At 74.4% G+C, this 14,024-nt stretch carries 11 protein-coding genes; 5 read left to right on the forward strand and 6 right to left on the reverse strand.

The features are described from left to right. Window positions 1-112: 112 nt before the first annotated feature. A complete protein-coding gene (locus tag ACFV6E_RS04085; RefSeq protein WP_385175615.1) occupies window positions 113-565 on the forward strand; it encodes an SRPBCC domain-containing protein in 453 nt (150 codons plus the stop codon). Between the two features lie 13 nt (window positions 566-578). Here the strand turns inward: ACFV6E_RS04085 and wrbA are convergent, their stop codons facing one another. The 5 genes from wrbA to ACFV6E_RS04110 form a co-directional block, all read right to left on the reverse strand. Further along, the gene (gene wrbA / locus ACFV6E_RS04090) at window positions 579-1,181 is read right to left on the reverse strand and encodes an NAD(P)H:quinone oxidoreductase (RefSeq protein ID WP_385175618.1); all 603 of its coding nucleotides are present in this window, start codon (window positions 1,179-1,181) and stop codon (window positions 579-581) included. A gap of 77 nt (window positions 1,182-1,258) precedes the next feature. Beyond that, window positions 1,259-1,672 (reverse strand): STAS domain-containing protein, encoded by a 414-nt coding sequence (locus ACFV6E_RS04095; RefSeq protein ID WP_385175620.1) that lies wholly within the window; start codon window positions 1,670-1,672, stop codon window positions 1,259-1,261. A 242-nt stretch (window positions 1,673-1,914) separates the two neighbouring features. Then, entirely contained in the window at window positions 1,915-3,573 is a 1,659-nt protein-coding gene (locus ACFV6E_RS04100; protein WP_385459272.1) for an MFS transporter, read from the reverse strand. Window positions 3,574-3,601: 28 nt separating this feature from the next. Then, window positions 3,602-4,951, reverse strand: a complete 1,350-nt coding sequence (locus tag ACFV6E_RS04105) for a UDP-glucose dehydrogenase family protein (RefSeq protein ID WP_385175626.1) — start codon at window positions 4,949-4,951, stop codon at window positions 3,602-3,604. Between the two features lie 580 nt (window positions 4,952-5,531). Further along, window positions 5,532-6,389, reverse strand: a complete 858-nt coding sequence (locus ACFV6E_RS04110; RefSeq protein ID WP_385175629.1) for a hypothetical protein — start codon at window positions 6,387-6,389, stop codon at window positions 5,532-5,534. A 283-nt stretch (window positions 6,390-6,672) separates the two neighbouring features. Here ACFV6E_RS04110 and ACFV6E_RS04115 point away from each other — a divergent pair, with 283 nt between their 5' ends. The 3 genes from ACFV6E_RS04115 to ACFV6E_RS04125 are packed head-to-tail and all read left to right on the forward strand — an operon-like array spanning window position 6,673 to window position 12,295. Further along, entirely contained in the window at window positions 6,673-8,751 is a 2,079-nt protein-coding gene (locus ACFV6E_RS04115; protein ID WP_385459274.1) for an SDR family NAD(P)-dependent oxidoreductase, read from the forward strand. After that, window positions 8,751-10,694, forward strand: a complete 1,944-nt coding sequence (locus tag ACFV6E_RS04120) for an MFS transporter (RefSeq protein WP_385459276.1) — start codon at window positions 8,751-8,753, stop codon at window positions 10,692-10,694. Before ACFV6E_RS04115 ends, ACFV6E_RS04120 begins: the two co-directional genes overlap by 1 nt. Further along, the gene (locus ACFV6E_RS04125; protein ID WP_385177837.1) at window positions 10,691-12,295 is read left to right on the forward strand and encodes a succinic semialdehyde dehydrogenase; all 1,605 of its coding nucleotides are present in this window, start codon (window positions 10,691-10,693) and stop codon (window positions 12,293-12,295) included. The genes ACFV6E_RS04120 and ACFV6E_RS04125 overlap by 4 nt, the downstream gene beginning before the upstream one ends. A gap of 65 nt (window positions 12,296-12,360) precedes the next feature. Here ACFV6E_RS04125 and ACFV6E_RS04130 read toward each other — a convergent pair whose 3' ends face one another. Continuing rightward, window positions 12,361-12,696, reverse strand: coding sequence for a hypothetical protein (locus ACFV6E_RS04130; RefSeq protein ID WP_385177835.1), 336 nt, complete (start codon window positions 12,694-12,696; stop codon window positions 12,361-12,363). Window positions 12,697-12,828: 132 nt separating this feature from the next. On the opposite strand from ACFV6E_RS04130, the gene ACFV6E_RS04135 reads away from it, so the two are divergent. Beyond that, on the forward strand, window positions 12,829-14,022 hold the full coding sequence (locus ACFV6E_RS04135) for an acyl-CoA dehydrogenase family protein (RefSeq protein WP_385459278.1): 1,194 nt from the start codon (window positions 12,829-12,831) through the stop codon (window positions 14,020-14,022). Window positions 14,023-14,024 lie beyond the last annotated feature (2 nt).

Consider the following 14,024-nt stretch of genomic DNA (forward strand, 5'->3'; position numbering starts at 1 on the left):
CCGTCAAGTCCCGCCCGGCCGGGCGGATCTGCGTCGGGCCGATGACTTCACGGGTCCCCGTGCGTCTACAGGTGCGACAGTTCCACCGGCCGACGAGACGAGGAGACGGAACATGAGTACCGAGCGGAGCACCCCGGCCGACGGTTTCCCGTACACCCTGACCCGCACCCTGGACGCCCCCGTGGCCCGGGTGTGGCAGGCGTGGACCACCGCCGAGCAGTACGCCGGGTGGGCGTACGCCGCGCCCGGCTCCGTCGAGATGGACGTCCGTCCGGGCGGGGCCTGGAAGGCCACGATGGTCACCCCCGACGGCGGGCAGGTCCCGCTGACCGGCTCCTGCCTGGAGGTCGCCGAGAACCGGCGGCTGGTGGTCGGCATGGACGTGCCGGGCCGGCCCGAGCCGCCGGCGATGGTCGTGGACCTCGACGCGCGGGACGACCGGCACACCCGGATCGTGCTCAGCCAGATCTGCGACACCGCCGAGGAGCGCGACATGGGCGAGCAGGGCAGCACCATGCTCCTCGACAGCCTGAGCGCCTTCCTGGCCGGTCGGGCGGGGGACTGAACGGGGCCGGGCTTCAGCCGCGCAGGCGGTCGGCGATGTCCGCCAGATGGCGGCCCTGGTAGCGGGCGGCCTCGAGGGTCGCCTCGTCGGGGCCCTCGCCGCCGCCGCTGGCCCAGCTCGTGCCGTAGGGGTTGCCGCCGGCGGCGAAGAGCAGCGGGTCCGTGTAGCCGGGCGGCACGATGACGCAGCCCCAGTGGTAGAAGACGTTGTTCAGCGACAGGATGGTCGACTCCTGTCCGCCGTGCCGGTTCATGGCCGAGGTGAAGCTGGTCACGGGCTTGCCGTGGAAGACGCCCGCCTGCCACAGACCGCCGGTGAGATCGAGGAACTGCTTGAGCTGCGCCGTGACGTTCCCGAACCGGGTCGGCGAACCGAAGGCGTACGCGGTCGCCCACTCCAGGTCCTCGAGCGTTGCCTCGGGCACCTCGTCGCGGGTGGCGTCCACATGGGCCCGCCAGGCCGGGTTGGCGTCGACGGCGGTGTCCGGCGCGAGCTCCGCCACCCGGCGCAGCCGCACCTCGGCGCCGCGGCTTCCGGCGCCCTGGGCCACGGCCTTGGCCAGGGCGTACACATTGCCGGTGGCGCTGTAGTGGACGACGGCGACTCGAACTCCCATGGGACTGCTCCTTGTGCCGGGACGGTTCCTGGACGGTTTGTCCCACTGTTTCCGATCCGGCGCGGTTTCGCCTGTCGTCATCCGGCCGCGGGGGCGCTCGCGGCCGCCGCGCCGCAGCAGCAGGGCGAGGCCACCTGCGGGTGCAGCAGACGGCTGAGCCCGTTGCGCACGATGGCGCGCTCCACCGACAGGCTGATGCTCGTCAGGTCGAGATGGCCGCCCGTGGTGTGCAGGGCGCGCCGGACCCCGAGGATCATGTACAGGCTGGCGTTGTCGCACCACGAGACGCCCGACAGGTCCAGTCGTACATACGGCCTGCCGGCCTTGATCCGGGTGACGACGGTGTCGCTCAGTATCCCGACGGTGCGCACGTCGAGTTCACCGATCAGCGCCACGGTGCGCTCGGTGTCGCCGTCCACGGAGGTCAGGTCCCGCACCAGCAGCCGGGCGTCGGCAGGCTCGGTGAACAGGAACATGTCCTTCCTCGGCATGGAGGTCCCCTCACTTCCGAAGGGTTCAGGCCGTGACACACGCTACTCGTTCGGCGCCGACCGGGGCCCGGCCACCGCACCAACGGGTGAACCTCGGCAGACCGTCATCCGGAGCTTTCCCGGTGTGGGCAGGACAGAACCGGGCGCCGCCCGCGCGACGGCCGTCGATGTGCTAGTGGCACGCGACTGCCCGGAGGGGCGGAGAAGCCCGTCAGGAACTGGCTGGAATGTGCCCCAGGAAGTTACCGCCCGACCGCGGGCGGCGGGGCCTTCGGCAGCTCGTCCTCCCGGTCGAGGGCGTAGGCCCAGATCAGATGACGCACCGTCGGCCCGCCGCCCGGGCTGGTGAAGCTCTTGGCCAGCGCCTCCTGCACCTGGTCCTCCACCGTGCCGCGTTCGAGGTGCTGGCGCAGATGCTCCCGCTCCGAGGACACCGTGAAGGTCTCGACGAAGACGGTCGGGTCCTCCATGTCCTCGTACAGGCCCCACATCGTGGCGCCGGTACGGCGGCGGGCCTTGCCGACGGGCCGCATCGCGTCGATGAACGCCCCGGCGTGCTCCCGGGCGACCTGCCACTCCACCATGACCAGGACCGGGCCGATGTCCCGGCCCGGCCACTCCATGGCCTCCGTCTCCGGCCAGTGCCTGCTGAGCGTCACGTCGTTGGCGCGGGAGGGCAGGGTCATCCGCCGCATGCCGGCGGCCGTGGCGAGGAAAAGACCGGCGCCCGCGATGACGAACGAGGCCCGGACGCCGGTCCAGTCGGCGACCAGGCCCCAGCCGACCCCGCCGAGCGCCTGCCCGCCCATGAAGACGAGCTGGTAGTAGGCGAGCCCGCGGGTCCGCGCCCAGGCCGGCAGGAGGATCTGCGCCGAGGCGGACAGCGCGGACAGGACCGTCACCCAGGCCAGGCCCGAGACGAGCAGCGCGAGGGCGGCGGCGAACGGCGACGTGACCACGCCGATCACCGCCACCATCGCCGCGTACAGCATCATGGCCGCCGTCACCAGAGCGTTCGTCGACATCCGCGGGCGGATCGCGGGCAGCAGGGCCGCGCCGGCCACGGCGCCGAGGCCGACGCTGCCCAGCAGCAGCCCGTACCCGCCCGCGCTCATCCCGAGCGGGCCCCGGGCCACGGCGGGCAGCAGCGCCCACAGACCGCCGGCGAACACGATGAACAGCCCCGAGCGGCCCAGGACCGCGCTGAACTGCGGGGCGCTGCGCACATAGCGGGCACCGGCCAGGATCGCGCCGCGCACGTGCTCGGCGCCGAGCGGGCGGTGCGCGGGCGGGCGGCGCCAGAAGTACAGGACGACCAGCACGCCGAGGAAGGACAGGGCGTTCACGGCGAAGGTCGCGGCGGGGCCCGTCAGGGAGATCAGGACGCCGCCCACGGCCGGTCCCGCCGCCCGCGCCACATTGCCGTTGACGCTGTTGAGCAGCGCCGCCTGGTGGATCTCGTCGTGGCTGACCAGTTCCGGCTGGATGGACTGGAAGGAGGAGATGCAGAACGCCTCGCCCACCGCCATCACACCGGTCAGGGTCAGCAGCATCAGCGGTGTGGCGGCGTCGGCGGCGGTGACGCCCGCCAGCGCGGCCGCGCCCAGGAACATCAGCAGCTGGCCGCCGAGCAGCAGCCGCCGCTGGTCGAGGATGTCGCCGAGCGCGCCGGCGGGCAGCACCAGGGCGAACACCGGCAGGGTCGTCGCCGTCTGCACCAGCGCCACCTCGAAGGCGCCGCCCCCGAGGTCACCCATCAGCCACTGGGCTCCGACGGTCTGCATCCAGGTGCCCATGTTGGCCGCCAGCTGGGCGATCCACAGGGCCCGGAAGACGGGGCGGCGCATCGGGGCCCACATCGAGGGTTCGAGCGGCGTCTCCGGCGGCGGCGACGTGTTCACCGGTGGGCTCTCCTCGCCGTCGGCGCGGTCATGCTTCGTACTGGGGGTTGGTGAGGTCGGGGTTCGGGTTGGGGTTGTGCGTGGTGGGCCGGCGGTTGCCGATGCTGCGGTAGCGGATGGGCAGGCCGGCGAGGTGTTCGGGGTGGAGGCAGTTCTTGCCGTCGATGACGAGCCGGGGCGCGGTGAGCAGCGGCGCGGCGGCGGACCAGTCGGTCTCGACGGTCTGCGGCCACTCGGTGAGGAGTACGGCGGCGTGGGCGCCCGTGAGGGCCGTGGTGAGGTCGGGGGCGGCGTGGGCGCCGGGGAAGAGGTGCGTGATCGTGTCGGCGGGGGTGGAGGGGTCCCAGACGCGGACGTGGGCGGCTCTCTCGAGGAGGGCCGGGACGACGTGGCGGCTGGGGGCGGCCCGCAGGTCGTCGCTCCAGGGCTCGTAGCGGACGCCCAGGACGGCGACGGTGGCGTGGACGAGCTGGTCGCCGAGTTCGGCGTCCAGGATGTCGAGGGGGAGGTCGAGCTGGGCGTCGTTGACGCCGATCGTGGCGTGCAGCAGGGGAGTGGGCAGGTGCTGCTGGGCGGCCCAGTGGGCGAGCGCCGCGGTGTCCTTGGGCAGGCAGGAGTCGCCGTAGCCGATGCCGGGCTGGAGGAAGGCGTGGCCGATCCGGGGGTCGTAGCCGACGCCGCGCATGACCTGGTCGATGTCGGCGTCCGGGAGGTGGCAGAGGCGGGAGATCTCGTTGGCGAAGCTGATCTTGGTGGCCAGGTAGGCGTTGCTCGCGTACTTGACGAGTTCCGCGCTGGTGGGGGTGGTGGCGACCCAGGGGCTGGCGACGCCGGTGTACAGGTGCTGGAGGCCGTGCAGGGCGTCCGGGTGCCAGGTCCCGGCGACGATGCGGGCCGGGGTGGCCCAGTCCTCCAGGGCGCTGCCCTGGTTGAGGAACTCGGGGTTGTAGGCGTAGCGGTCGCGCAGCCCGGGGTGGGCCTCCGCCAGGCGGCTGCTGGTGCCCGGCGGCACGGTGGACTTCAGGACGACGAGGGGCGGCGGCGTGAGGGTGGTGGTCTCGTCCAGGACCGCGTGGACCTGGGAGAGATCGGCGGCGCCGGTGGGGCTCGGCGGGGTGCCGACGGCGATGAGCACCATGTCGAACGGCGTGTGCGCGTGGCTCCGGGTCAGGTCGTCGGTGAAGGCGAGACGGCCGGTGGCCAGCGCGGCGGCGAGCTGCTCGGGCAGGCCCGGTTCGAAGACGGGGGCCTGGCCGCTCCGGAGGGAGGACAGGCGCGCGGGGAGCTGTTCGACGCCGGTGACGTGATGACCTTGCAGGGTGAGCGCGACGGCGCCGGTCAGTCCGACGTAGCCCTGTCCTACCACGGCAACGTGCATGGTTACGGCCTTTCCGGCTGGCCCCCCTGCTGCTGGTGGTCCTCCCCGGCGCTGCCCCTGACCGGACAGCACACCTGCCGCCACGCCAGACGCACGGCGATCTTCGCCATTGTCACCTCGGGGGGACGGGGGCGCAGCTCGGGGCTCGGGAGGGGCCGGGGGAGCGGGGCGGGACGGGGACGGTGCGGTGGGCGGCGCGGCGCAGGGGGCGCGGCCCTGCCCGGGGCGAGCGGCCCGAGCGGGTACGCGGACGGCCGGGTTCGTCCGGATGCTCTGGACAGGCGGGGCGGACGGACGAGGCGCGCGGTACGCCGCGCGACCCGCTGATGCACGCGCCCACCTCGCCTCGCCCGGTCCGCCCGGTCCGCCCGGTCCGCCCGGTCCGCCCGGTCCGCCCGGTGGGGCCGGGCGCGGCCACGGTCGGACGGGCGTGGTGCGTGGCGAGGGCGGTCGTGACGGGACTCGGGGCCCACGGCGGTTCCCCCGGCCGTGCGGGCGGGCCCGGTGGCCTCACGCCGGCCGGGGCGTCACCTCACGGCCCCTTCGCGGCCGCCCCGCACCCCACTCCGTACGCCGCCCCTCACAGCGCCCCGCGCAGGTCCGACGCGAGGTCGGCTGCCGTCGGGCGTTCTGCCGGGGGTGCCGTGAGGACGACGCTGAGCACGTCCTGGACCGACGGCCACATCCAGGGGCCGCGCAGCGGTATGCGGCACGTCGCGATGCGGTGCCGCAGCTCCGACGGGGCCAGTTCCACCTGGTCCAGGTCGAGCGCCGCGTAGTTCAGGGGCCATTCGCCGGTGATCGCCCACCACAGGCCCGCGGTGACGGTGTAGACCTCGGCGGACCGGCTGGGCGCGACCGGCCGGTCCCCGTTGTGCACCGACCGGGCCACCTCCGGGGCCAGGAGGTGCGGCAGACCGCCGGTGAACAGGCCGGACGGCGCCAGTCTGAACGGATGCCAGGCCCAGGCGCAGTTGATGAACCGTACGCCCTTGGCGGTGTGCAGACTGTGCTGCGGTTGCAGCCCGCCGTGCACCCAGCCGGTGGCGTGCAGCTCCGCCACCGCGTCGCACAGGTCGATCACGTGCCGCTTCGCGACGGCCGTGTCACCCTCGCTGCGCCGCAGGGCGCTGAGCGCGTCCCAGGTGGACGGCCCCTCGTACCACGGGGTGATCGTCCAGGCGGCTCCCTCGCGGCGCCCGTGTCCGAGGACGGCGTCGCTCCCGGCGAACCCGGCCCGCAGTACCGAGGCTTCGCGGGCGGCGACGAGGGCGCCCTGCGGTCCCGTGCCGACCTTGACGGCCACCGAGCCCAGCGGCCCCGCCGCCCGCCACACGCCGCCGTCGCGCCGGTTGCTGACGGGCGTCAGTGTCATGCCGGACCCGCACACGGCCTGCGCGGCGGCGTGGGCCTCGGCGGGTGGGTGATGCCTTCTCACGCAGGTGCGCCTTTCGCTGTCTCCGGAGCGGGGACGGGTGCCGTACCGGCCGGCGCACCCGGCGCGGGCGCGAGGCCGGTACGACAACGCCTACCGAGTCATTCGCCCGTCGAGCGGCCGACGGATGCGCGGTACGGGGCACGGGCCGGGCAGCGGCCCCGCCACCTTCGGGTGAGTCTCCGGTCGCGCGATGCGGCGCCATCCCGAACGCTGGGAACGAGTGCACGCGTGCACGAGTCGGGCACGAGCCGTGGTCGAGCACAGGCGAGGTGGGAGGCGGCAGGTGGCGGTCGACGAGAGTTCCGGCGGCGCGGAGCCGCGTGTTGCCGTGGTGACCGGTGCGGGTCGGGGGATCGGGAAGGCCGTGGCGGCCGAACTCGCCGCCCGCGGGTTCCGCATCGTGCTGGCGGACGTGGACGGCACCGCCGTGCACGCCGCCGCGACGGAACTGGGCGCCCGCGCCCGCGCGGTGACCGTGGACCTGCGGCATCCGGACGCCGCGGCCGTACTGGCCCGCGCGGCCGTCTCGGAGTTCGGCCGTCTGGACGTGTGGGTCAACAACGCCGGAGTGCTGGGCGACGGCCCCTTCGCCGACGAACTGCCGGAACTCTCCGCCCACATGGTCGACGTCAACCTCGGCGCCGTGCTGGCGGGCTGCCGCGCCGCGTGGACGGCCATGCGGGAGCACGGCGGCGGGCACATCGTGAACGTGGCGAGCGCGTGCGCGCTCAAGCCGCTCGCCGGACTGGCCACCTACAGCGCCACCAAGGCCGCGGTCCTCGCGCTCTCCGAGGCGCTGCGCAGGGAGGGCCGCCGCGCCACGGGACCCCGGGTCTCGGCGGTGCTGCCGTACGTGGTGGACACCGCGGCGGGCCGGGGCCTCGGCCCGCCGCTGTTCCGTCCGCTGCGGCCCCGCGAGGTCGCCGTCGCGGTCGCGCGCGTCGTACAGCGCCCCAGGGCCCGTTCGGTCGTGCCGCGCCGGATGGGCTGGGTCCTGGCCGCGGCCGGGCTGCTGCCGGAGCGGGTACGGGACTCGGTGGACGACCTGCTCGGCGTCGACGCGCTCGCCCTCGATGCCGACACCCCCCGACGGACCACCTACCGCGACGAGTTGGCGGCCCGGGCGCACGAACCGCCGGCGGCGCCGCACGCCGGGCACATCGGGCAGCCTCAGGACGCACCGCCTCCGCGGGACCTGCCGCAGCCGCCGGACGAGTCCGGGCAGCGGCCCTCGCCCGCGGTCGACGAGCGGCTCGCGCCCGCCGTGGACGAGGAACAGGGGCTGCTGCTCGCCGCCGCGGTGGACCGGCTCTACCCGGTCCGGCCCGGGGCCGAGCTGACCGCCGAACTGCTCGCCGCCACGGGGCCGCCGCTCGGCTCGGTCTCCGCCGCCCGCCTCGACCGGCGGCTGCACCAGGCGATGGTGGCACCCGTACGGCATCTGCTGGAGGGCGGCGGCCGGCGCTGGCGGCCGCTGCTGATGGCCTCGGTGATCGAGGCCCTGGGACAGGACGGCGGCCGCTACGGGGAGCTGATGGCGGCCTGCGAACTCATGCACACCGGTTCGCTGCTCATCGACGACATCCAGGACGGTGCCGAGCTGCGCCGGGGGCGCCCCGCGGGCCACCTGGTGCACGGCACCGCCCCCGTCATCACCGCGGGCACCGCCGCCTACTTCAGCATGGACCGCGCCGTACGGCGGGCGCTCCCGGCCGATCCGGCGCTGCGCACGGCGGTGTACGAGGCGTACCTCGGCGCGGTGCGGGCCGCCCACGCCGGTCAGGCGCTCGACCTCCAGGGCCACCACGAGGAGATGGCGGTGGCCCTGAAGAGCGGGGACAACGCCGCGCTGCTCGAACTGCTCACCCTCACGCACCGGCTGAAGTCCGGCGCGCCGGTCGCCTCGCTGTTCCTCATCGGCGCGACGGTCGGCGGTGCGACGTCCGCGCAGCGCGAGGCGCTGGCCGCGCTGGGCAGCGCCGTCGGCACCGCCTACCAGATCACCGACGACGTCGCCGATCTGACGGGCGTGCGCAACCGGGGCGTGCTCACCAAGCGGCGGGCCGAGGACCTGCTCAACGCCAAGGTGACGTACCCGCTGGCCTGGGCGGTGGCGCTGCTGCCGCGGCAGGAGATGCGGGCGCTGTGGACGGAGGTGGTCGCCGGTCTCGACGAGGACTCGGCGCTCCGCGCGGCCAAGCGCATCGAGGCGTGCGGCGCGCTCGACCGGTGCACGCGGGAGGCCGACCGGCTCCTGGAGGAGGCGTGGACGGCGGTCGCCGGTCTGCTGCCGGCCTCCCCGGCCCGGGAGCGGCTCGAGCAGCTGTGCTCCGTCACCGTCCAGCGCCACCGCATCGCCTGATGCCCGCCCCGGAACCGGCCCGTCCGCAGCAGCCGCAGCAGCCGCGGTTGCGGCCGCCGCCGCCCCCGCCGTCGCAACCGCCGGACCGGCGGCGCTGGGCCGTGGCCGCGACCGTCTGTCTGGGCCTGTACCTCGTCGGCCTGGACCTGACCGTCCTCAACATCGCCGTGCCCGCCGTACAGCGCGATCTCGCGGCGGACCTGTCCGACGTGCAGTGGGTGGTCGACGGGTACGCCCTCGTGCTCGGCGGCACCGTGCTGACCACCGGCTCCCTCACCGACCGGGTCGGGGCCCGCCGTGCCTACGTCGCCGGGCTCGTGGTGTGCGCGCTGGCCTCCGCGGGCGGCGCGCTGGCCGGGGCGACCGGCCAGGTGATCGCCGCCCGGTTCGCCCTGGGCGCGGGCGCCGCGCTGCTGATGCCCGCCACGCTGTCCACGGTGGTCGGCCTCTTTCCCGAGCCGGACCTGCGCCGCCGGGCCATCGCGCTGTGGGCGGCGATCGCGGGCGCCGGGTGCGCGAGCGGGCCCGTGGCCGGCGGCTGGCTGGTCGAACACTTCGGCTGGCGCGCCGGATTCTGGGTCAACGTGCCGGTGGCCGCGGTGGGCATCCTGCTGGCCGTGGTCCTGGTGCCACCGTCACGCCCGGGTGGTCGGCGGGGCGCCGGTCTCGGCGGTGCGGATGGTCGGCGGGGCGCCGGTTTTGACGGTCTGGGTGACCGGCGGGGCGTCGGTCTCGGCGGGCTGGGTGGCCGGCCGCGCGTCGACCCCGATGGTCCGGGTGACCGGCCGCGCGTCGACGCCGATGGTCCGGGTGGTCGGCGGGGCGTCGGTCTCGGCGGGCTGGGTGGCCGGCCGCGCGTCGACGCCGACGGTTCGAGTGGTCGGCGGCGCGTTGATCTCGGCGGTGCGGATGGTCGGCGGGGCGCCGGTTTTGACGGTCCGGGTGGTCGGCGGCGTGTCGATCTAGGCGGCATGCTGTTGTCCACGGCCGGGCTGCTGTGTCTGGTGTGGGCCGTGATCGAGAGTCCCGCGCGGGGCTGGACGAGCGGGCCCGTGCTGGCCGCGTTCGGCGCCGCCGGGGTGCTGCTGGCGGCGTTCCTGCTCCAGCAGACCCGGCACCCGGATCCCATGCTGCCGCTGGCGCTGCTGCGCGAGCCCCGGATCGGCGCGGCGGCCGCGGTCATCGCCCTCATGGCCGTGGCCGTGTTCGGCTCCCTGTTCATCGTCGCGCTGTACTTGCAGCAGGTGCTCGGGCACTCGCCCTGGGAGGCCGGACTGCGCAGCCTGCCGCTGCCGCTCGCCCTGGGCGCGGGGGCGGCCCTGGCCGTCCCGCTCATCTCCCGGTGCGGCCCGCGCGCCACGGCGGCGCTCGGCCTGACGGCGGTGGCCGCCGCCTTCGTCGTCCTGGCGGACACCGGGCCTGCGGACGGTTTCCCGCATCTGGCGGTCTTCCAGGTCCTGGCCGGGCTCGGTTCGGGGATGACCGGCACGGCGGGCACCGAGTCGGTGATGGCCACCGCGCCCGTCCGCCAACTCGCCCTCGGCTCCGCCATCAACGACGTCACCCGCGCGGTGGGCTCCGCCCTCGGGGTCGCCGTACAGGGTTCGGTGCTGGCGGCCGTGTCCACCGCCCGCCTGCACGACGTACTCGGCCCGTACGCGGCCCGGCTGCCCGCGCACACCGACGCCACGACGGCCCTCGCCGACCCCTCGCGCGGCGCCGGCCTGCCGCCGTCGGCCCAGGAGGCACTGCGCCGCGCCTACGAGGACGCCTTCCTGCACGGCATGACCGCCTCCTCCTGGGTCGCTGTCACCGTCACCCTCACCGCGACGACCGTCAGCCTCGTCGCCCTGCCCCGCCGCCTGACCCCTGCGAACGAAGGGGCGGCGACACCGATACCGCCGGCATCCGCCCCCGCCCCCACCCCCGGACAACTCCCATGACCTCCCTCGCGCGCGATCCCGCGTACGACCCCGCGCACGGTCTGCCCCCGCGCGCCGCCGCCCGGCTTCCCGGCCGTGCCCGTGATCTCGCGCTGCTGAGTGCCGCGCCGTCGTGCCGGTCGGCGCTCGCCGTGTGCGCGCCGGTCGACGGGGGCCGTATCGGGTGGATGCCGTCCTGCGAACCGGTGGACGTCGGGGCCGCCGCCGTGCGGGCCCGGTGCGCGCAGGCCGACTGGGCGCGGTGGCCGGTCGCCGAGCGCGGCGAGGTCGTCCTGCGCTTTCACGACCTGCTGCTGGAGCGCCGCACCGACGTTTTCGATGTCATCCAGGCCGAGACCGGCAAGGCCCGGATCAGCGCCTTCGACGAGTTCACCAACGTCGCCCTGACCGCTCGCTACTACGCCAGGTCCGCCCGCAGGCATCTGCGTCCGGCTCGGCGGCACGGCGCCCTGCCGCTGTTCACCCGCGTCCGCGAACACCACCGCCCGAAGGGCCTCGTCGGTGTCGTCAGCCCCTGGAACTACCCCTTCGCGACGGCGGCGGTGGACACCGTGCCCGCCCTGCTCGCCGGCAACGCCGTCCTCCTCAAGCCCTCCGAACAGACCCCGTACAGCGCCCTGCTGGTGCGCGCGCTGCTGCTGGAGGCGGGGCTGCCCGCGGACCTGTTCCAGGTGCTGACCGGCGAGGGTCCCGTCCTCGGGCCCCCGCTGGTCGGCCGCGTCGACCACCTGATGTTCACCGGCTCCGTCGCCACCGGCCGCGCCCTGGCCGCCGAGTGCGCCCGCCGGCTGATCGGCTTCTCGGCCGAACTCGGCGGCAAGAACCCGCTGATCGTGCTGGCCGACGCCGACCTCGAACGCGCCGTCCGCGGCGCCCTGCGCGCCTGCTTCGCCAACTCCGGTCACCTGTGCGTGAGCACCGAGCGGATCTACGTGGAGGCGGACGTCCACAACCGCTTCCTGGACGCCTTCGTGCGGCGCACCCGCGAGTTGCGGCTCGCCACCGGTCCCACCTGGGACGCGGACATGGGGTCCCTCGCCGGCCCGCGCCAGTTCGGCGCCGTCGCCCGGCACGTCTGCGACGCCCTCGCCAAGGGCGCCCTGCTGTACACGGGGGGCCGCGCCCGCCCCGACCTGGGACCGTACTTCTACGAGCCGACCGTGCTCGGCGCGGTCGGCGACGACATGCTGCTCGGCCGCGAGGAGACCTTCGGTCCCGTCGTCGCCGTGCACCGGGTCCGCGACGCCGCCGACGCCCTGGACCGCGCGAACGACAGCCGCTACGGCCTGACCGCCGCCGTCTTCACCACCCCGGCACGCGGGCGCCGCCTCGCCGGCCGGCTGCGGACCGGCGCCGTCACCGTCAACGACGGCTTCGCCGCCGCCTGCGCGTCGCCCGACGCGCCCATGGGCGGCATTGGCGACTCCGGCGTCGGCCGACGCAACGGCCGGGAGGGGATCCGCAAGTACACCGAACCGCAGACCGTCGCCGCCCAGCATCTGCTGCCGCTCGCGCCCCCGCCCGGCATGCCCGGATCCCGCTACGCCGCCCTGGTGACCGCGGGCCTGAAAGCCGCCAGACGCCTGCCCCTGCCCTGGTGACGCCCCACCCGGCCGCCGCTCACGACTGACGGCGCCTCACACCGCCCGCACCCGGCCGCTCGCTGCTACGCCGCCCGGTCGAAGTCCGTCCGCGTCCCGTCCTGCGGGCCCTCGTCCGGGCCCTCGTCCGGGCCTCCGCCGGGACGGGCACGCTTGGCCCGGTACCGGAGCACGCCCCACAGACCGGCCCACAGCGGCAGCAGGCACCACGGCAGTGGCCACGCGTACCGCCACCACGTCCCGCCGGGGGAGGCGACGGCCTGCACCGCGGCCGTGACCATCGCCGTCGCGAGGGTCCAGCACAGCAGACGCCCGGCGTACGCTTCCGTCCTCCCGGAGGGACGCGGCGCCGGGCCGGGTCTGCCCGCGGACGTGCGGGACTTGCGCGACGGGCTGCTCATCCGGATCCGGTCCCCCCGTGACAAAGGGCGGCGACCGCTTTCGGCGCCCGCCCCACCCCGTAAGTGTGCACACACCACAGACTTCACGCCAGAGTCGCGCATCGTACGGGGAAAGCGTGGAAGAAGGCTGACATGTCGAGCACTTCTGTAGAGCAATCGGCCGCTGACTTCTACGACTTCGAGAGCGTGCTGTCCGACGAGGAACGCAAGGTCCTGCTGAAGACGCGTGCCTTCATGCGGGACGAGATCAAGCCGCTGGTGAACGAGAACTGGGCCGAGGGCACCTTCCCCAGGGAGATCGTCACGAAGTTCCGGGAGAGCGGTCTCGTCGGGCTCCCGTACGAGGAGTACAGCGGTCAGCGCCCCGCGCCGAGCCATCTGCTGACCGGGATGATGGCGATGGAGATGAGCCGCGTCGACGCGTCGGTCGCCACCTTCTTCGGTGTCCACAACGGCCTGGCGATGTACTCGATCCACGCGGGCGGCGACCAGGAGCAGCGGGACCGCTGGCTGCCGGGCATGGCGCGGATGGACACCATCGGGGCGTTCGCGCTGACGGAACCGCTCGGCGGCTCCGACGTGGCCGCGGGCATGCGCACCACCGCCAGACGGGAGGGCGACACCTGGATCCTGGACGGCGCCAAGCGCTGGATCGGCAACGCGACCTTCGCCGACCACGTGGTGGTGTGGGCGCGGGACGTCGCGGACGACAGCGTGAAGGGCTTCGTCGTCGCGCAGGGCACCCCGGGCTTCGAGCCCGAGAAGATAGCGAACAAAACCTCCCTGCGGATCGTCGAGAACGCCGACATCACGCTGACCGGTGTCGAGGTGCCCGAGGCCGACCGGCTGAAGAACATCGGCTCCTTCCGCGACGTGGCGGAGATCCTGCGGGCCACCCGCGCGGGCGTCGCCTGGCAGGCCCTGGGCGTCATGATCGGAGCCTACGAACTGGCCCTGGACTACACCGTGGACCGGCAGCAGTTCGGCCGGCCGATCGCCGGTTTCCAGCTCGTGCAGGACATGCTGGTCAAGAGCCTGGGCAACATCACCGCCTCCTGGGGCATGCTCGTACAGCTCGCCCGGCTCCAGGACGCCGGGGTCTTCAAGGACGAACACTCCTCGCTGGCCAAGGCGTACGTCACGGCCCGGATGCGGGAGGTCGTGGCCTGGGCCCGGGAGCTCTTCGGGGGCAACGGCATCGTCCTCGACTACGACATCGGCCGGTTCTTCGCGGACGCCGAGGCCCTCTACTCCTACGAGGGCACCCGGGAGATGAACACGCTCATCGTCGGCCGCGCGATCACCGGCCGGAGCGCGTTCGTCTGAGC

Origin of the sequence: Streptomyces sp. NPDC059785, from assembly GCF_042732375.1 — a bacterium.
GTDB lineage: Bacteria > Actinomycetota > Actinomycetes > Streptomycetales > Streptomycetaceae > Streptomyces.